Origin of the sequence: Bacillus sp. 007/AIA-02/001, assembly GCF_004634455.1 — a bacterium.
Taxonomy (GTDB): Bacteria; Bacillota; Bacilli; order Bacillales; family Bacillaceae_G; genus Bacillus_A; species Bacillus_A cereus.
Map to the genome: position 1 here is coordinate 26,424 of NZ_SEIY01000003.1, position 17,932 is coordinate 44,355.

Genomic DNA, 17,932 nt, shown 5'->3' on the forward strand with positions numbered 1-17,932 from the left:
TGAATTTTCAGAACTTTAATTTGATAGGTGAGGAAAGCTTCTCTCACCTATCAAATATTTATTTCACAAGCGCTATAAGAGATTTTAATTTCCCTGCTGCATGGACATATGCTCTCGCCGACGCTTCCAACACGTCTTGCGCAACACCAAAACCTGATACTTGATGTGTCCCTTCTTTTAATTCAACATGTACATGAGCCAGTGCATCTTGACCTTGTGTAATAGATTGTATGCGATAATCTGCCAATTCACATTCTAATCCTAAAATTCTTTGGATTGCATTGTAAATCGCTTCAATACTACCAGAACCAGTAGCTGCATCTTCGTATACATTTCCTTCCTCATCCTTCAGCACAACTGTCGCGCATTGTGTACTATTTGATACGAAATGTACTTGCAGTTGCGTAATGTTATATTGCTGAGCCGCAAATGCTGCTTCTCCAAGCATAAGTGCACGTAAATCTTCTTCAGTAATTTCCTTTTTACGATCAGCCAATTTTTTAAATGCTTCGAATGCCGCATCTCGCTCTTCATTTGTAAATTCATAACCAAGCTCTTTCATTTTTTCCGTAAACGCATGACGGCCAGAGTGTTTCCCAAGTACAAAGAGATTTTGAGATTCTCCTATAAGCGCTGGTTCGATAATTTCATAAGTTGTTACTTCTTTTAAAACCCCGTCTTGGTGGATGCCCGATTCATGAGCAAATGCATTCGCTCCAACGATTGCTTTATTTTTCGGTACAACCATACCCGTTAACCTGCTTACTAATATACTCGTCGCCTTAATTTCTTTTAAAGTCATTGAAGGCTCTGCTTTATAAAAATCTTTTCTAATATGAAGAGCTACCGCAACTTCTTCTAACGCTGCATTCCCTGCTCTTTCTCCAATGCCATTAATCGTTCCTTCTACTTGCAATGCTCCTCCTTCAACCGCAGCTAACGAATTTGCTACTGCCATACCAAGATCATCGTGACAATGACAAGAAAAAATCGCTTTTTCATATGATGGAACGGATTCTTGTAAGTATTTAAAAAGAGAATAATACTCTTCCGGATTCGTATATCCAACTGTATCTGGAATATTAATTACATTCGCTCCTGCACGAATCGCAACTTCTACTGCTTCAGCTAAAAAATCTCTTGTTGTTCTTGTCGCATCTTCTGCAGAAAATTGTACTGTCGGAAATAATGATTTTCCAAGCGTAACCGAGCGATGAATACTATCTAACACATCTTCTTTAGACATACAAAGTTTATATTTCATATGAATATCACTCGTAGCTAAAAATACGTGTAGACGGGGAGATACAGCTCCTTTCACCGCTTCATATGCTCTTCGAATATCACTTTCTTTCGCTCTAGCTAAACTCATAACTGTAGCATTTTGAATCGTATTCGCAATGCGTTTTACCGATTGAAAGTCACCTTCGGAAGCTGCCGCGAATCCAGCTTCCATTACATGAATACCAAGCCTCTCTAATTGCCTAGCAATTTGTAATTTCTCTTGTTCATTTAAATTTACTCCTGGTGATTGTTCGCCATCACGAAGCGTTGTATCCATGAACAAAACCTGCTTCATATTATTTAACCCCTACCTTTACTCGCGGCTGTACGAAAGGCATCATTTCACGTAATTTACGTCCAACTACCTCGATTTCATGTTTATTCTCTTTCTCATTTGTCGCATGGAAATTTGGTCTTCCTGCTTTATGCTCTGCAATCCAGCCTCTTGCAAATGTACCATCTTGAATTTCTGCTAATACTGCCCCCATCGCTTTCTTCGTATCTTCAGTAACAACGCGTGGTCCTGATACGAAGTCTCCCCACTGCGCTGTATCTGAAACTGAATATCTCATATTTTCAAGTCCACCTTCGTACATAAGGTCAACGATTAGCTTCAGTTCATGTAAACATTCAAAATATGCAAGTTCAGGCTGATATCCTGCATCAACTAACGTTTCAAACCCAGCTTTTACAAGTGCAGTCACTCCGCCGCAGAGTACAGCTTGCTCCCCAAATAAATCTGTTTCTGTTTCTTCTTTAAACGTCGTTTCTAGTACACCAGCTCTCGTTGCTCCAATTCCGTCAGCATAAGAAAGTGCTTTTTCAGTCGCAACTCCTGTTGCATCTTGATATACTGCAAATAATGCAGGAACAGCCCCGCCCTCGGCGAACGTACGGCGTACGAGATGCCCCGGTCCTTTTGGCGCTACTAGAAATACATCTACATTAGCTGGTGGTTTTACTTGATCAAAGTGAACATTAAATCCATGTGCGAACACGAGGGAGTTTCCAGCCTGTAAATTTGGTGCAATTTCAGCTTCATATACTTCTGGTTGTAATTCATCAGGCAGTAGAATCATTACTACATCAGCTTTTTCCGCTGCTTCTGCTACTGTATATACAGAAAATCCATCTTCATTCGCTTTATTCCAAGACTTACCTTTTCTTAAACCTACTACTACATCAAATCCGTTATCACGTAAATTTTGCGCATGTGCATGACCTTGCGAGCCATATCCGATGATTGCTACTTTCTTTTCCTTTAATACATTTACTGTTACATCTTTCTCATAATAAACTTTTGCCATTTTCATTTCCCCCTATATTTAAATGATTATTGAATTAACATAACTTGCTTATCTTGTTTTTTCATACTACGTGTAAATGCTGTTACACCTGTTCTAGCAATTTCTTTCAAACCGTATGGACGAAGTAATTCAATTAACGCTTCTACTTTGTCTTGCGTACCTGTTACTTGCACAACTATGGAATCCTTCCCAACATCTATTACAGCGGCTCGAAACGGTTCAATTAAACTATATAATTCTGCCCTCGCTACAGAAGTTGCTACTTTAATAAGAGCAAGCTCTCTAGCAATCATCGCTTCTTCTGTAATATCTGATACTTTCAGTACGTCAATTTGCTTATGCAGTTGTTTAATTAACTGCTCCACTTGCTGTTCACTTTCAACGTGTACAACAATCGTCATTCGCGATATATCTGATGATTCTGTATGACCTACTGAAATACTTTCAATATTAAAATGTCTTCGTGTCATAACCCCTGTAATTCGGTTTAAAACACCACTTTGATTTCGAACTGTCGCTGTAACAATTCTCTTCACCCTTTTTCCACTCCCTCCATTTGGTGAACACCTTTTCCTGGCGCAACCATCGGCATAACCTTCTCTGATTGAAGTACACGACAATCAATTACGACTGGCTCTTGTAATTCAATAGCATGCTGGATTTGCTTCTTTGCAAGAAGTGGATCGTCAATACGAACACCTTTTATGCCATATGCATTCGCAAGAGCGACGAAATCTGGTTGGCATGGTAATAAAGAATGTGAATATCTTTGATTGTAAAATTCATCTTGCCACTGTCTTACCATTCCTAAAGCTTCATTATTTAAAATAAATACTTTAACGGGTAAAGCGTGTTCTTTTAATACACTTAATTCTTGTAGAGTCATTTGAAATCCAGCATCACCAACAATTGCAATAACTAATTCTTCAGGCTTTGCAATTTGCGCACCGATTGCTGCTGGAAATCCAAACCCCATCGTTCCTAATCCACCAGAAGTTACCCATTTATCTGGATTTTTCAGCGGATAATATTGGGCTGCCCACATTTGGTGTTGCCCAACGTCTGTTGTTACAATCGCTTCTCCCTTCGTAATTTCATATAACATATCAATTGCGTATTGGGGCTTAATACTTTCAGAATTTCTTTTATAAGAGAATGGATATTGTTCTTTTCTCCCCTTTAATAAAGTGATCCATTCATGATGATTTTCTTTTCCCCCTTCTGGTTCAAGTAATACTTCCAATGCCCGCTTAGCACTTGCAACAATAGGAATTTCAGTTGGCACATTTTTCCCGATTTCTGCTGGATCGATATCGATATGCGCAACAGTAGCCCCTTTAGCAAAATAAGCTAAATTCCCTGTAAGCCGATCATCAAATCTCGCGCCTATATTAATGAGTAAGTCACATTCATATAACGCCATATTTGCTGTATAAGAACCATGCATTCCTCCCATCCCTAGAAATAGTTCATCATCTGGTGGAAAACCACCAAGACCAAGTAATGTATGCACAACAGGGATTTCATATTTACGAGCAAAATTTGTCAATTCTTTCGAAGCTTTCGCATGCAATATACCCGCTCCAGCTAAAATTAACGGTTTTTTTGCGGTTTCAATTACTTTGAGTAATTTGTTTATTTGAAGTAGATTCGGTTCATAATTAGGGTTATATCCCGGTAAATCCATTTGTACATTGCTACATTGCTCACCTTTCTCGACTACCATATCTTTCGGAAGGTCAATAACGACTGGTCCTGGTCTTCCAGTTTTAGCAATATGAAATGCTTCTTTAATAATTCGAGGTAAATCTGAGGCCTTTCGCACTTGATAGTTATGTTTTGTCACTGGCATCGTAAGTCCCATAATATCTGCCTCTTGAAAAGCATCGCTCCCAATTAACGTTGTTGCTACTTGGCCTGTAAATACTACAAGTGGCAATGAATCAATCATCGCATCAGCTAGACCCGTAATTACATTTGTAGCACCTGGCCCACTCGTTGCAATTACAACCCCTGGATGCCCTGTAATTCTGGCATACCCTTCAGCAGCGTGAATTGCCCCTTGCTCATGCCTTGTTAAAATATGCGGAATTTCACAATCATACAATGCATCATAGAGAGGTAAAACGGCACCACCCGGATAACCGAAAATCACTTCTACGCCTTCCTTTTCTAGCGCTTCTAACAATAGCTGTGCACCAGTTGCCAGTTTCTCTTCCGTTTTTGAAGACATTGTTCTTATAAGCCCCCTTTTTCAAACTTTTATACAATAAAAAAATCCTACGTCCACACTCCAGCTATGTGCTGAAGGGACGAAAGATTTCGCGGTACCACCCTTCTTCGCAAGAATACTCTTGCCTCAGTGATCCATAAATGGATCTAGCTAATAACGGAGCTACCGTCTAAGCCTAGACAAATGCTTTAGCTTAGCACTCAAGGGCGATGTTCGTCGACGTGAACCATCGGTTTTCAGCAACCACCGACTCTCTGTGAGGCTTCACAATCAACTACTCCTCCCTATCAACGCTTTCTTATGTTAAAAAAGTTGTTATCCAACTTTATTTTCTTCGTAAATTTTCTCTCCATCTTCTACAACTAACTTACGAAACTCTTTTAATAAACGGTTCGTATGTGGACCTGTTTGCCCTAAGCCAATCGTTCTACCATCTACTGTCGTAACAGCAATCACTTCAGCAGCTGTTCCTGTTAAAAACACTTCATCAGCTACATATACATCATGTCTTGTAAATAACTCTTCTCTTACGTCATACCCAAGTTTTTCGCCGATTTCTAAAATGGCGTTTCGTGTAATACCTTCTAACGCTCCAGCAGAACTTGGTGGTGTAATTAATTTATTTCCTTTAACAATAAACACGTTATCTCCTGATCCTTCAGCTACATATCCTTGATCATTTAACATAAGTGCTTCTTGTACTCCAGCTAATTTCGCTTCAATACGAACTAAAATATTGTTTAAGTAATTTAAAGATTTTACTTGAGGGGATAAAACATCGGGACGATTTCGGCGCGTTGCAACTGTTACAACTGGAATCCCTTTCTCATAATATTCTTGTGGGAATAAAGATAATTGTTCTGCAATTACTACTACATTCGGCTTCTTACATGAATCGGGATCCAATCCAAGATTTCCTGCTCCTCTTGATACAACAAGGCGAATGTATCCATTAGATAATTTATTTTGTCGAATCGTCTCAACAACAATATTTGTTACTTCATCTAATGAATATGGAATTTCTAAAAGGATTGATTTTGCTGATTCATACAGCCGGACAAGATGCTCTCTCAAACGGAAAACATTACCGCTATAAACTCTAATTCCTTCAAACACTCCATCGCCATATAAATAGCCATGATCATATACTGAAACTTTTGCCTCATCTTTTGGAACAAATTCTCCATTTAAGAAAATCCATTGCTCATTCACTAGAAGCGCCTCCTATGTTCTATGAATTTTTTATTGTTTCCTAGTTTACTCTCCTTTCTAAATAAATCAAGTGAATTTTTAGAAAATTTATAATTTTTAATCATACGTACTTCTTTGCTTATACTGATTTAACAACATTGTTAACGTTTACAAAAAGTCAAAAAATTTTTTTCGCCAATTTCCACTAAAAAAATATTTGTTTAAAAGAAGGATTTTCATCAATTGATACGAATCTATTGTATTCAATAAACGGACGTCCGATTTTATAAATCCGGGGATATATAACGACTTTTGCTGAAAAAGGGGGAAAATAACAAAAATAGCGCTGTCTAAAAATAACATTCATATTTTTCATTTCGTAATCATAATCCTATTTTTAAAAAACAATTTGTCAAAATAAAGGAGGAAATAAATATGGCGTGTGTACAAATTAAAGGAACGAGACAAGAGGTAGTAGAAATGCTGCAATTATTTGATCTAATGGATACGAAAGGTTTTTGTAAATTCGATAATTACGTAGAGGTAGAACCAAATACGAAAGAACATAATCATTTTATTGCTTCAATCGACATCCATTCAAATACTTCTTCAGCACAAGATACATTAAACGATCAATTCGTTAGTCAAATGCTTACTGGCGTATATAACGACTAAACAAAGATTTACTTCCTACCGTCTTTTCATAAATATATGCAGTGAACTTGAGCATACTAGCAATTAGATGGTAGGAGGTGATAATTATGGCTAGAATTGGCGTTGAAAACTCATTAACAGACGTTCAACAAGCTCTTCAACAACAAGGTCATGAAGTTGTTACACTTAACTCAGAACAGGATGCACAAGGGTGTGATTGTTGCGTTGTAACTGGGCAAGATTCTAATGTGATGGGCATTGCAGATACATCAATTAAAGGATCAGTCATTACAGCTCACGGTTTAACAACGGATGAAATTTGTCAACAAGTTGAAAGTCGCACTTAAAAAATGAAAGAGGACCCCTTTTAAAAGGAGTCCTCTTTTTTATATTCACCTAACGGGAAAGTAACATATACTGGATGAAAGCCCTACCTCTCTCTCATCATTACGGTTCCACTGACCGCTCCTTGATTCACTAGTATACATATATAGCTTATAAATACAATTTATAGGGTTTGTTCACAAAAGTTGTTGATAAAATTACCCGATCTTTCGCAAACTTTTCGTATTGCATTCATAAGAGATATTTACTTTACACTAGCTGTAACCGAGACACGAATTAAAATTCTAACACCAATACAATAACTTGTCAACTTTTTTCCGTAAATTAAAAACAGACATTAACGGTTTGTCTGTTTTAGAATGGAGCTTTTTCTTTTATTACATATACAACAAAGCCGCTAACTAACATAAATAAGCCAACTACTAAGTTTTTGATATTAATCATAAATTCCTCTCCCTTATTCCACACATCATATATATTTACATTTCAATTATTCCGATCATCCTAAAGCGCACTTTTTCTAATATATCATAATTCCTAAAAAATGCAAGTTCACTTTTGACGACCATTCACAAATTTATCTACAGTGCTTGGTACAGTATTTAAAGCCTTTTCAATTAAATGTGTACTGCTGTTGAGATGTAATACTTGCACCCCATTAGAACCAACTACTAAAAAAGCTACTGGACTAATGGAAACCCCAGCCCCGCTTCCTCCTCCAAATGGATGCCCTTGTTTGTTCTCTTTATGCTGATTTTGCCCACCGTTATGTTTTTCAGTGATGAAATCCCCTTTAAAATCACTTCCACCAGCTCCAAAACCAAAAGCCACTTGAGATACTGTTAATACTACATTTCCGTCAGCTGTTGAAACCGGGCTCCCAACAATTGTATTTACATCTACCATTTCTTTTAAATTTGTCATTGCCGTTTTCATTAAATTTTCAATTGGATGTTCCATTATGTATTGCACCCTTTCCTCATTATTCCTTTTTATATTTTCCAAAATAGAGGAAGTCATACTAACTTTTCCTATTTCAAAAAAACATTTTCCTTCTTTTAAAAGATACTACTCCCTGTACATGCTCCGGTATAGTGAAACTTTAATCAGTGGGATGTGTACGTAGCTCGACTCCCACAAATAGCGGGATAAAAAAGAAAAAGAGATACATACTACTATTGAACCTTGTTATGAAAGGAGTCATGACTTTGACTGAGAAATTTGATGATTATAAAAAAAGAGATAGAATAGATAGTGATTATAGTGACTATAAAGAAGAGTACGCCGCTGAGGTTGCACCACAACGCATTGATTATGATTACGATGATAAAGACGATAAAGATGTTGTAAAATCGTCCGCTGCTGGATCAACTGCTGGTTTTATCGCTCTTGCGCTATCTATCTTATCGCTATTTACATTTCCAACACTATTTGGTCTTGTTTCTGTTTTACTCGGTATTTACGCTTATAATCGCGGAGCTACTGTAACTGGCGGTATCGCTGCAGTTGTCGGTGGAATTGCTGCACTTATCGCAATTTTATTCCGAGTAGCACTTATTGGTCTATTGTTCTCCCTGTTCTAAAAAAGAAAAAGGTATCTCGCTTAACGCGGGATACCTTATCCTGTAAACACATCTTCCGATGGATATTTTATTTTTTGTTTTGCTGGTCGCGCTAAAGAGAACACAAGTGTTAATGGTCCAATTAATCCGCAGAACATAACAAACATAATAATACATTTTCCGAATGCCGATAGCTGTGCAGTAATTCCCATCGTTAATCCGACTGTGCCAAACGCTGATATTGTCTCAAATAATAATTGAATAAAGCTGAAGTTTTCTGTAAGCATTAATATGAATACCGCTGCTAAAATAAGTATTTGACTGGCAACAGCAATTGCTAATGCCCTCGTTACTGTCGACATTTTAATTGTACGCTGAAATAAAACAATTTCCTCCTTTTTTCTAAAGAAAGAAAGGACAGATGTAATTAAGATAACAAACGTCGTTAATTTAATTCCTCCACCTGTCGATACACTTCCTGCACCAATAAACATTAAAATCATCGTAAATAATATAGATGATTCTTCCATACCTCCATAGTCAACCGTATTAAATCCAGCTGTCCGCGGAGTAATACCTTGAAAGAAGGAAGCCCATAGTTTTTCATTTAAAGATAAATTCCCTAACGTCTTCACATTATTATATTCCAATACAAAAATCACAATCATTGCTATAACATTTAGCACTACTGTTCCAATAATCATTATTTTTGAGTGAAGTGATAATTTTCGAAAACTGCGACTATACCATATATCAATTAATACGGTAAAACCGAGTCCTCCGATTACAATTAAAGAGCAAATCCCAATATTAATAATGGGATCCCCTACATATCTTGTTAAATTATCTGGCCATAAAGCAAACCCTGCATTATTATAAGATGCAATTACATGAAAAATACTATAGTATAAACCTTTTCCAAAACCAAACTCTGGAATAAAGCGAAACGATAAAAAGATGACCCCAATAAGTTCAATACAAATCGAAAATATAAAGACACGCTTTACTAATTTTACAAGACCACCTATATTTGTTTGATTAAATGCTTCTCCAATTAATAAACGATGGCGTAATCCGATTTTTTTACCTAGTACCCAAACAATTAAAATGGCAATTGTCATAAGGCCTAGACCACCTGTTTGAATTAAAAACATAATAACAATTTCGCCAAACATCGTAAATGTACTTGCTGTATCCACTACTCCCAAACCAGTTACGGTCGCTGCTGACGTTGCTGTAAAGAAAGCATCTACCCAACTAATATGTACTTTCGTTGCGAATGGTAATTTTAATAACAAACCGCCAACCACAATTAAGCAGAAAAAGCCTAATGCTAATATTTGTGGTGGGTTTAATCGTATAAGACGATTATACAGCCCTTGTTTTTTTGTTACGTCCATATCACTAACTCCCTTATTAAAGTGAAGCTTCCCCTCATACAATAAAAAGCTTTTTAAAAGCCCTTAAATAATTGGGACAAACCTTATATTCTCATAATATAGTTGAGCATAATCTTTTTTTTCATAGATTACAACTTTTATTTATATTCAGATTCCTTTTCGTTTTATGCTGGAAAACTCTATATCCTAATTCTATATTGCTAGCAATAACAATTTCATATGTACTATCTTTCAAATCCCCATATCTTTCACTCTATGTTCACATAGAGGTCACATCCACCTTTTATAGTATATGTATCGAAGCTGTTCCTCCCTAATTTATAAGACATTTCCCAGTGTCTTTGAATAGCTTCCATCCCTAATTAAATTGACATAAATTGTCCCCTTCCATTGACCATCTTATAAATGATGGTCTTATTTTTTGTTTGCTTTATCTTTTATTCCGCTATTTGTGGGCAATAAACGCCCGATTGGTTAAGGCTAATAATCAACAGGGGATGAACAAAAAACACTCATTAAATTTTCATTTTATTTAAAACTCCCTCTCTCTTTCACTCTATATTCACACAGAGGTCACATCTATCTTTTATAGTATATGTATCGAAGTTGTTCCTCCCTAATTTATAAGACATTCCCCAGTGTCTTAAAGCAACTTCCATCCCTAATTAAATTGACATAAATTGTCCCCTTCCTTGACCATCTTATAAATGATGGTCTTATTTTTTTGTCTTTCTATCTTTTATTTAAAACTCCCTCTCTCTTTCACTCTATGTTCACACAGAGGTCACATCTACCTTTTATAGTATATGTATCGAAGTTGTTCCTCCCTAATTTATAAGACATTCCCCAGTGTCTTTGAACAGCTTCCATCCCTAATTAAATTGACATAAATTGTCCCCTTCCTTGACCATCTTATGTGATGGTCTTATTTTTTTGTCTTTCTATCTTTTATTTAAAACTCCCTCTCTCTTTCACCCTATGTTCACATGAGAGTCACACCTACCTTTTATAGTATATGTATTGAAGTTGTTCCTCCCTAATTTATAAGACATTCCCCAGTGTCTTAAAGCAACTTCCATCCCTAATTAAATTGACATAAATTGTCCCCTTCCCTAGACCATCCTATGTGATGGTCTATTTTATTTTCCAAACACAAAATCAGTCTATCTACACCTAAAAACCAAAAAATTCAGAAAATATTGTTAAATTAGGGATTTTTTCGGTATAATTACTTTAGAAAGAAATTTCACAAAAACAAAAGGGGGGATTTTATTGAAACAAACAAAAGCAATCTTAATCGCATTATTTCTAGGTCTAGTTGTTGGACTCACTCTAAATTTAGCTGCTCCATCTATCTTTGAGCCACTAAATCAATATGTGTTCAACCCAATTGGTCAATTGTTTATTCGACTTATTAAAATGCTAGTTGTTCCTGTTGTGTTCATTTCTATCGTACTTGGTGCTGCCGGCCTTGGAGATCCGAAACAACTTGGAAGAATCGGTTTAAAATCAATTTCATTCTTTCTCGTAACAACTGCGGTTGCCATCTCTATAGCGGTTACATTTGCACTTATTATAAAACCAGGAGCTGGCGGTAATTTTAAAACAGAAGGTCTTAAGTATGAAGGTGCAAAAACTGAAACATCTTTCGTTGACACATTGCTAAATATCGTACCAGATAACCCAGCAAAAGCGATGGCTGACGGAAACATGTTACAAATCATTGCCTTTGCCGTATTGATTGGACTCGGTATAGCTATTTTAGGAAAACGAGTTCAAGGTATCCATTCATTACTTGAACAGGGCAACGAATTAATGATGTATCTTGTTAATCTCGTTATGAAATTAGCCCCAATTGGAACATTCGGTTTGCTCGCTTCATCCGTTGGTAAAATGGGGCTTGCAGGCGTCGCTGCGATGTTCAAGTATATGATTGTCGTTATGTTAGTACTCATTATTCACGGGGTCTTTGTATATGGTGGCTTATTAAAGATATTAGCAAAAGAAAGTATTGTTCGTTTCTTTAAACATTTCGGGCCAGTAATGGCAATTGGATTTAGTACATCTAGCTCTAATGCATCGCTTCCATTTGCAATGAAAACAGCACAAGATAAGCTTGGCGTTCCAAAAGCGATAAGCTCATTTGTACAACCACTAGGGGCAACTATTAATATGGATGGTACTGCCATTATGCAAGGAGTAGCCACTGTATTTATCGCTCAAGTATACGGAGTTGAACTTACATTACCGCAATTAGCTATGGTCGTATTAACTGCTGTACTAGCTAGTATCGGTACTGCTGGTGTACCTGGTGTTGGACTTGTAATGCTTACAATGGTTTTAAATCAAGTAAATCTACCAGTAGAAGGTATCGCTTTAATTATCGGTATTGACCGTATTCTAGATATGTCTAGAACAGCTGTAAACATTTCTGGCGATGCAATTTGCGCAATGATTGTCGCAAAATCAGAAGAAAAATATAATACGGATCAATCGGCAGCATCTTAAATCAAAAAAGGAGTGAATTAATTCACTCCTTTTTTGATTTACTCCCTTTTTTAGAACGATATTCTTTCCCTTTATTATCATTACCAGTTTCAAATTCAGTGCTAAATTCCTGATTAAACTGGCCGGACTTTGGTGATCCTTGATTACCGCTCCCTTTACTACCGTTACGATTCGTCATATTTCTCCCTCCTTCCTTGTATTAGTAGTATGGCGCTCTATCTTTTTTCATACACATTTTATTTATTAACATTTATTACACACGAAAGAAGATCTCCCATCTATAAGGAAGACCTTCTATTTTATCACGTAAGCGTTTTCTTGTTTATAATCACTTAAATAAGTTTTTTGGAAATTGAAATCATTACATTCATTTCATCTTCTGAAAGTGCAGAGAATCTTTCTTGTAAATATTGTTTTTTCGCATCTTCCATTTTCGCAACTAAATCTTTCCCTTGTTCTGTAATCTCTAAATACACAACTCGGCGATCTGATGTAGAACGTGAACGAGTTACAAAACCTTTATTAATTAATTTTTCTGTAACAGCTGTAATATGACTATTCGACACATTTAATTCATTTGCTACACGCGATACCATTTCTTTATTCGTACGATTTAATATTCTTAGGACGATGAATTCATTCCACGGTATGTAACCACCGAATATTTTTCCGATATCATTACGCAACGTGCGAAACATAGCAAACACATTTGTCGATAGTTCTTCCATTAATTGCTCTCGATTTTGAGACAACATTGACAGCTCCTTTTATTTCATTTAGTTAAATAAAAACCTTATTAATAATTTTACATGAAATCTTACTTTTTGTCACCTTATTTTCCCATAATTCGTAGTTTTTTAATATGTATTTCATGATAAAATGAAGTCAACTTCCAGAAAAAGGGATATTTTAATGCATGAGGAGGATAGGTTCTCAAATCTCAGCCTAAAAGATAAAACAATTATCATTAGTATTATTGCTCTTTTTCTCATTATAGTTTTTACATTTATATTTTTTGTATATGTAGGAATCTTTCAAATTACAGGTATAGCGTATAGTTCACGTACTGCTTTACTTCTCTTTTTTTTATTAATCACTTTCTTAGATGGTATTACATTATTTATTTTCAGTTTCTTCAAAGCGCTGCTATATCCATTGACTCAAAACATGCCAAATTGGATTTCTCTCACTCTTTTCTCATTCATTGAAATTACACTAGATTGGTTCGTCATTCATACTGCTGATGATTGGATAGAAAGCGTACAAATGTCCAACTTAACTGAATTATGTGTCGTACTATTCTTTTTTCTATTAAATAAATTATTAAGTGACAAGAAAGAGTAAGAATACAAGCTTTTCTATATAAAAATTGGTACAATGAAAGCAAATCTTACTAAAGAGGTGTTAATTATGAACTTACAACAATGGGCTGATAAAGGTATGTCCTTTGATACATATGTGAATGAAATGCAAGTCAACCAATACGAGCTACTACACATTTACAATAATTTTTTAATTCCAAATGAATTACTTCCTGTATTAGAAGAACGTCAAAATGATGGCTGGCGTGTTATCGTATTAACTGCTGATTGGTGTGGCGATGCTCTTTTATGCGTACCTGTTATGAAACGAATTTCTGAAGTTGCAAATATTGATATGCGTTTATTAATTCGCGATGAAAACTTAGAATTAATGGATCAATATTTAACAAATGGAACAGCACGTGCGATTCCAATCTTTATTTTCATTGATAAAGATGGAAATGAACAAGCCGTCTTTGGACCACGCGCTCCAAAAGTACAAGAATTAGTAACTTCAATGCGCGCTACATTACCTGAAAAAGAAGATCCAACATTTGAAGAAAAACAAAAAGAAATGTATGCTAATTTCCGTGCTACATTAGCTGATGATACTTCTCTTTGGGAACATGTAATGGAAAACATGATAGAAAAATTAGTAAAATAAAAACCTGCCGAGCTCGGCAGGTTTTTATTTTACATAATGAAGAAATAGAATACCGCAGCTAAAATGAAACGATAATAAGCGAACGGTGTTAGTTTTACACGAGCTAATAATTTTAAGAATGAGACAATTGCAAGCATCGCAACAACGAATGCAGTTACAAATCCTGTTGCAAATAGCGTTACATCTGCCGAGCTTAATACATCCCAGCTTTTAATTAAATCTAATCCAGTTGCAGCTACCATCATCGGTACTGCTAAAATGAACGTATATTCAGCTGCCGCTGTATGCGACACGCGAGCTAATAAACCACCACTTATTGTAGAACCAGAACGAGAAAATCCTGGCCAAAGTGCTAAACATTGGAACATTCCAATTGTAAATGCTTGCTTATATGTGATTTCATCTAACGTTCTTGCTGTACTTGGTTTTGAAAACTTCTCAGCAACAATCATTAAAATACCACCAGCTACTAAACTAATGACAACTGGTCCTGGACCAAATAAAACCTTTTTAATTGCACTATGGAATAATACACCGAGTACCCCGGCAGGAATCATCCCAATAATAATATGTAATAAATTTAACGATGGCCCTTCTTTTACTTTCCCAATTCCAACTAACGACCATAATCGTTTCCAAAATACAACTACAACCGCTAAAATCGATCCCAATTGGATTACAACTTCAAAAACTTTCGCTCTCTCATCGTCAAATCCAATTAAATGTCCTGTTAAAATCATATGTCCTGTTGATGATACTGGTAGAAACTCTGTTAACCCTTCAACAGCACCCATGATTAAACCAATTAACCAATCAGCCACAAGTAGTGCCTCCTTAATAACAAATAATATGTAATTTTTTCACACCTTATCATAATACCTTATCCCTTTTCAAAGTGCATCCTTTTTTTATTGGCTTCATATGTTGTAGGCGCGTATTTCTTTTCTAATCTTTGATTAAATTGTATGATAGTAAGAGTTTGTTTTTTTATACGGAAAGGGGATTTTATGAAAGAAACTACTTCATTCTCACAAAAGTTAAAGCAATTTGTATTACTATTTTTTCCGATTTTCGTAACGCAAATGTCATTATTTGCGATGAGCTTTTTCGATACAACAATGTCAGGACATGCAAGCCCAACTGATTTAGCAGGTGTCGCAATTGGAACAAGTATATGGATTCCAGTTAGTACTGGGTTAACAGGAATTTTAATGGCCACGACTCCCATTGTTGCACAGCTCGTTGGATCCAAGAAAAAAGAGGACGTTCCCCACGTTGTCATACAAGCAGTTTATTTAGCAATTTGTGCTAGTTTCGTTGTTATCCTCATCGGTTTCTTTGTCGTTTCACCTATTTTAAACGGCATGCGCTTAGAAGAACCTGTGGAACGTATTGCAGCTCAATTTTTAAGTATTATCGCAATAGGAATTATACCTTTATTCACTTACACGGTTTTACGTGGATTTATTGATGCATTAGGAAAAACTCGAACAACGATGATTATTACATTACTATCATTACCAATTAACGTAATATTAAATTACTTATTAATCTTTGGTAACTTCGGTTTCCCAAAACTTGGTGGTGTTGGAGCGGCAATTGCTTCCACTGCAACATATTGGTGCATTTTAATTATTACAGTCATTATTATTCAGACGAAAGAGCCTTTTGCCTCTTTCAACATTTTCAAACAATTATACCGCCCTTCTCTTTCGAGTTGGACAGCATTCTTAAAGCTTGGCGTCCCTATCGGATTTGCTATCTTTTTTGAAACGAGTATTTTCGCTGCGGTAACGCTTATGATGAGTAATTTTAGTACGACAACTATTGCAGCTCACCAAGCAGCTATGAACTTTGCTTCCTTGTTATATATGACTCCGCTAAGTTTAGCAATGGCAATGACTATTGCGGTCGGATTCGAAGTTGGTGCAAAACGTTTCGATAATGCAAAACAATACGGACTGATTGGAATTGGATTAGCCCTTGCCTTTGCTTTATTATATTCGATTCTTCTCTACTTCTTTGATGATCAAATTGCTTCTATTTATACGACAGATGCAAAAGTTCATCATTTAGCAAAAGAATTTCTTATCTTTGCGATTTTATTTCAAATTTCAGATGCAATTGCAACCCCTGTACAAGGAGCTCTGCGTGGTTATAAAGATGTAAATGTCGCTCTAATTATGACTTTAATTGCTTATTGGATAATAGGTCTACCACTAGGTTATATATTAGCAACGTATACAGAATGGGCCGCAAAAGGCTATTGGATCGGTCTTATTATCGGTCTAGCATTTGGCGCTGCCTTCCTACTTATCCGTCTCTTTCAAGTACAACGAAAATATACAACACAAAACAGCCGCTAATAATAAAGCGGCTGTTTTCTTTATGCATATTTTTTCTTGTAACGTATAATATAATGAAAAAGAAAGGTGGGTACATATGGACGACAAAGAAAAAAAGCAATCATTCGATGAAGAATTTGCCCCTGAAATTTCACCTGGATATCGGCAAGATGTACATAAGCCACCTAAATATAAAAACACTTCGTTTTTAATGGGCATTACCATTTTCGCTGCTGTATTACTCATACTTATCATTTTCGTTTATTTTTGATGAAAGGTGGCCTATTATTATGAAGAAACAAGATTCCAATCGTTCAAAAAGAACTGTTAAAACACAAAAAGGATATGCAGGAGATTCTGTTCATACCCTTAAACAAGTCGAGCAAGGAAATTTATATATTGCTCAAAAAGAACTTGGTCAACAAAATGAAAATCTTTAAAGGCCCTTTATTCCTTGAGGGCCTTTTTATTCCGCATTAAGTAGTACACACCCCAAAATGTTCTATTGAGCAATGAATTTCCTTTATTGTACGCGCTGCTTTTGTTCTAGCACCATAAATATATTATTAACCTTTACAATTTTCACTTCATAATTCAATTTCATTTCGCTTCTCTTACCATTTTCAGTACCCGCAACGTACGCTACAGCTTGATAAAGAAAACTCTCATCGGTCTCTTCACGTATCTCCTCGTTTGTAAATTTATACTCTAAATCTCGAAAACGATTTGGATAATAATTTCCCATTAATTGTTCATACCCTCTATTTAAAAATAGTTCTTCACCTTTTCGTTTCACATCTTCTTTATTAGTAGACCCAAACACTGATAGTTGCTCGGTCACAAAATGCTCTCCTACCTTTTTCATTTCATTATGAGTTAAATTTTCTATACTTTTGTTCTTTAACTCCTTATTTAACTCGTACTGATCAATCGGTTTAAAGGTAGCAAAAACCTCCTCTTTATATGACCAAAACAATATAAAAGCGATACATAGAGAACTGATTAACAGTCTTTTTTTCGTAATGCTCCCGCCCTTCTTCATAATGATAGCTATATTTTAACATATAGAAAGAAAATTCTGATATCATAAAGTGGAATAACTTAACTTAGAAACGAGGAACTTGAATTCATATCGGGT

21 protein-coding genes and 1 other annotated feature are annotated in these 17,932 nt (G+C 35.8%); of the genes, 9 read left to right on the top strand and 12 right to left on the bottom strand.

Going from position 1 to position 17,932, the window contains the following annotated elements; genetic code table 11:
* Nucleotides 1-58: 58 nt before the first annotated feature.
* The 5 genes from leuA to ilvE form a co-directional block, all read right to left on the bottom strand.
* Entirely contained in the window at nucleotides 59-1,579 is a 1,521-nt protein-coding gene (gene leuA, locus ES895_RS09360; RefSeq protein ID WP_097997926.1) for a 2-isopropylmalate synthase, read from the bottom strand.
* Between the two features lies 1 nt (nucleotide 1,580).
* Nucleotides 1,581-2,591 carry a ketol-acid reductoisomerase gene (gene ilvC, locus ES895_RS09365; protein ID WP_001151747.1) on the bottom strand — a complete coding sequence of 337 codons (1,011 nt, stop codon included), beginning with the start codon at nucleotides 2,589-2,591 and terminating at the stop codon, nucleotides 1,581-1,583.
* Nucleotides 2,592-2,617: 26 nt separating this feature from the next.
* Complete coding sequence (gene ilvN / locus ES895_RS09370; protein WP_000822952.1) at nucleotides 2,618-3,127, bottom strand: acetolactate synthase small subunit; 510 nt, start codon at nucleotides 3,125-3,127, stop codon at nucleotides 2,618-2,620.
* Complete coding sequence (gene ilvB, locus ES895_RS09375) at nucleotides 3,124-4,824, bottom strand: acetolactate synthase large subunit (RefSeq protein WP_000095832.1); 1,701 nt, start codon at nucleotides 4,822-4,824, stop codon at nucleotides 3,124-3,126. The genes ilvN and ilvB overlap by 4 nt, the downstream gene beginning before the upstream one ends.
* 72 nt (nucleotides 4,825-4,896) lie before the next feature.
* Nucleotides 4,897-5,124: a binding site (T-box leader), on the bottom strand.
* A gap of 15 nt (nucleotides 5,125-5,139) precedes the next feature.
* The gene (ilvE, locus tag ES895_RS09380; RefSeq protein WP_001005487.1) at nucleotides 5,140-6,036 is read right to left on the bottom strand and encodes a branched-chain-amino-acid transaminase; all 897 of its coding nucleotides are present in this window, start codon (nucleotides 6,034-6,036) and stop codon (nucleotides 5,140-5,142) included.
* A 414-nt stretch (nucleotides 6,037-6,450) separates the two neighbouring features.
* Between ilvE and ES895_RS09385 the strand changes: the two genes are divergently transcribed.
* A complete protein-coding gene (locus tag ES895_RS09385; RefSeq protein ID WP_000752512.1) occupies nucleotides 6,451-6,690 on the top strand; it encodes a DUF3911 family protein in 240 nt (79 codons plus the stop codon).
* A gap of 86 nt (nucleotides 6,691-6,776) precedes the next feature.
* Nucleotides 6,777-7,016, top strand: coding sequence for a YkuS family protein (locus ES895_RS09390; RefSeq protein WP_000101022.1), 240 nt, complete (start codon nucleotides 6,777-6,779; stop codon nucleotides 7,014-7,016).
* A 352-nt stretch (nucleotides 7,017-7,368) separates the two neighbouring features.
* Here the strand turns inward: ES895_RS09390 and ES895_RS09395 are convergent, their stop codons facing one another.
* Nucleotides 7,369-7,458: a hypothetical protein gene (locus ES895_RS09395; protein WP_000608227.1), complete on the bottom strand. Its 90-nt coding sequence runs from the start codon at nucleotides 7,456-7,458 to the stop codon at nucleotides 7,369-7,371.
* Nucleotides 7,459-7,566: 108 nt separating this feature from the next.
* Nucleotides 7,567-8,034: a GerW family sporulation protein gene (gene ytfJ / locus ES895_RS09400; protein WP_000204234.1), complete on the bottom strand. Its 468-nt coding sequence runs from the start codon at nucleotides 8,032-8,034 to the stop codon at nucleotides 7,567-7,569.
* A gap of 188 nt (nucleotides 8,035-8,222) precedes the next feature.
* Between ytfJ and ES895_RS09405 the strand changes: the two genes are divergently transcribed.
* Nucleotides 8,223-8,597: a hypothetical protein gene (locus ES895_RS09405; protein WP_000136535.1), complete on the top strand. Its 375-nt coding sequence runs from the start codon at nucleotides 8,223-8,225 to the stop codon at nucleotides 8,595-8,597.
* Between the two features lie 35 nt (nucleotides 8,598-8,632).
* Here the strand turns inward: ES895_RS09405 and ES895_RS09410 are convergent, their stop codons facing one another.
* Nucleotides 8,633-9,976: a TrkH family potassium uptake protein gene (locus ES895_RS09410; protein ID WP_048568831.1), complete on the bottom strand. Its 1,344-nt coding sequence runs from the start codon at nucleotides 9,974-9,976 to the stop codon at nucleotides 8,633-8,635.
* A gap of 1,272 nt (nucleotides 9,977-11,248) precedes the next feature.
* Between ES895_RS09410 and ES895_RS09415 the strand changes: the two genes are divergently transcribed.
* Nucleotides 11,249-12,484, top strand: a complete 1,236-nt coding sequence (locus ES895_RS09415; RefSeq protein ID WP_000814807.1) for a dicarboxylate/amino acid:cation symporter — start codon at nucleotides 11,249-11,251, stop codon at nucleotides 12,482-12,484.
* A gap of 22 nt (nucleotides 12,485-12,506) precedes the next feature.
* On the opposite strand, the gene ES895_RS09420 is transcribed toward ES895_RS09415, so the two are convergent.
* The gene (locus ES895_RS09420; protein WP_000184928.1) at nucleotides 12,507-12,662 is read right to left on the bottom strand and encodes a hypothetical protein; all 156 of its coding nucleotides are present in this window, start codon (nucleotides 12,660-12,662) and stop codon (nucleotides 12,507-12,509) included.
* Between the two features lie 154 nt (nucleotides 12,663-12,816).
* Nucleotides 12,817-13,236, bottom strand: a complete 420-nt coding sequence (locus ES895_RS09425; protein ID WP_000081432.1) for a MarR family winged helix-turn-helix transcriptional regulator — start codon at nucleotides 13,234-13,236, stop codon at nucleotides 12,817-12,819.
* Nucleotides 13,237-13,396: 160 nt separating this feature from the next.
* Here ES895_RS09425 and ES895_RS09430 point away from each other — a divergent pair, with 160 nt between their 5' ends.
* Nucleotides 13,397-13,828, top strand: a complete 432-nt coding sequence (locus ES895_RS09430) for a regulatory YrvL family protein (RefSeq protein ID WP_000544068.1) — start codon at nucleotides 13,397-13,399, stop codon at nucleotides 13,826-13,828.
* 33 nt (nucleotides 13,829-13,861) lie between these two features.
* Nucleotides 13,862-14,449: a thioredoxin family protein gene (locus ES895_RS09435; protein WP_001999429.1), complete on the top strand. Its 588-nt coding sequence runs from the start codon at nucleotides 13,862-13,864 to the stop codon at nucleotides 14,447-14,449.
* 29 nt (nucleotides 14,450-14,478) lie between these two features.
* On the opposite strand, the gene uppP is transcribed toward ES895_RS09435, so the two are convergent.
* Nucleotides 14,479-15,270: a bacitracin resistance undecaprenyl-diphosphatase gene (uppP, locus tag ES895_RS09440; protein ID WP_016109649.1), complete on the bottom strand. Its 792-nt coding sequence runs from the start codon at nucleotides 15,268-15,270 to the stop codon at nucleotides 14,479-14,481.
* Between the two features lie 186 nt (nucleotides 15,271-15,456).
* Here uppP and ES895_RS09445 point away from each other — a divergent pair, with 186 nt between their 5' ends.
* From ES895_RS09445 to ES895_RS29195, 3 genes are all read left to right on the top strand, one after another.
* Entirely contained in the window at nucleotides 15,457-16,815 is a 1,359-nt protein-coding gene (locus ES895_RS09445; protein ID WP_000665550.1) for an MATE family efflux transporter, read from the top strand.
* Between the two features lie 76 nt (nucleotides 16,816-16,891).
* Nucleotides 16,892-17,065 carry a hypothetical protein gene (locus ES895_RS09450; protein WP_000341062.1) on the top strand — a complete coding sequence of 58 codons (174 nt, stop codon included), beginning with the start codon at nucleotides 16,892-16,894 and terminating at the stop codon, nucleotides 17,063-17,065.
* A gap of 19 nt (nucleotides 17,066-17,084) precedes the next feature.
* Nucleotides 17,085-17,234: a hypothetical protein gene (locus ES895_RS29195; RefSeq protein WP_000743742.1), complete on the top strand. Its 150-nt coding sequence runs from the start codon at nucleotides 17,085-17,087 to the stop codon at nucleotides 17,232-17,234.
* 83 nt (nucleotides 17,235-17,317) lie between these two features.
* Here ES895_RS29195 and ES895_RS09455 read toward each other — a convergent pair whose 3' ends face one another.
* The gene (locus ES895_RS09455) at nucleotides 17,318-17,836 is read right to left on the bottom strand and encodes a hypothetical protein (RefSeq protein WP_000715261.1); all 519 of its coding nucleotides are present in this window, start codon (nucleotides 17,834-17,836) and stop codon (nucleotides 17,318-17,320) included.
* Nucleotides 17,837-17,932 lie beyond the last annotated feature (96 nt).

Bases quoted from the DNA above. Each gene is read 5' to 3' on its own strand.
- ilvB (WP_000095832.1), bottom strand. From the start codon at position 4,824: ATGTCTTCAAAAACGGAAGAGAAACTGGCAACTGGTGCACAGCTATTG.
- ES895_RS09390 (WP_000101022.1), top strand. From the start codon at position 6,777: ATGGCTAGAATTGGCGTTGAAAACTCATTAACAGACGTTCAACAAGCT.
- ES895_RS09445 (WP_000665550.1), top strand. From the start codon at position 15,457: ATGAAAGAAACTACTTCATTCTCACAAAAGTTAAAGCAATTTGTATTA.
- ES895_RS09430 (WP_000544068.1), top strand. From the start codon at position 13,397: ATGCATGAGGAGGATAGGTTCTCAAATCTCAGCCTAAAAGATAAAACA.
- ES895_RS09395 (WP_000608227.1), bottom strand. From the start codon at position 7,458: ATGATTAATATCAAAAACTTAGTAGTTGGCTTATTTATGTTAGTTAGC.
- ES895_RS09420 (WP_000184928.1), bottom strand. From the start codon at position 12,662: ATGACGAATCGTAACGGTAGTAAAGGGAGCGGTAATCAAGGATCACCA.
- ES895_RS09455 (WP_000715261.1), bottom strand. From the start codon at position 17,836: ATGAAGAAGGGCGGGAGCATTACGAAAAAAAGACTGTTAATCAGTTCT.
- ytfJ (WP_000204234.1), bottom strand. From the start codon at position 8,034: ATGACTTCCTCTATTTTGGAAAATATAAAAAGGAATAATGAGGAAAGG.
- ES895_RS09435 (WP_001999429.1), top strand. From the start codon at position 13,862: ATGAAAGCAAATCTTACTAAAGAGGTGTTAATTATGAACTTACAACAA.
- ilvC (WP_001151747.1), bottom strand. From the start codon at position 2,591: ATGGCAAAAGTTTATTATGAGAAAGATGTAACAGTAAATGTATTAAAG.
- ES895_RS09450 (WP_000341062.1), top strand. From the start codon at position 16,892: ATGGACGACAAAGAAAAAAAGCAATCATTCGATGAAGAATTTGCCCCT.
- ES895_RS09385 (WP_000752512.1), top strand. From the start codon at position 6,451: ATGGCGTGTGTACAAATTAAAGGAACGAGACAAGAGGTAGTAGAAATG.
- ES895_RS09410 (WP_048568831.1), bottom strand. From the start codon at position 9,976: ATGGACGTAACAAAAAAACAAGGGCTGTATAATCGTCTTATACGATTA.
- leuA (WP_097997926.1), bottom strand. From the start codon at position 1,579: ATGAAGCAGGTTTTGTTCATGGATACAACGCTTCGTGATGGCGAACAA.
- ES895_RS29195 (WP_000743742.1), top strand. From the start codon at position 17,085: ATGAAGAAACAAGATTCCAATCGTTCAAAAAGAACTGTTAAAACACAA.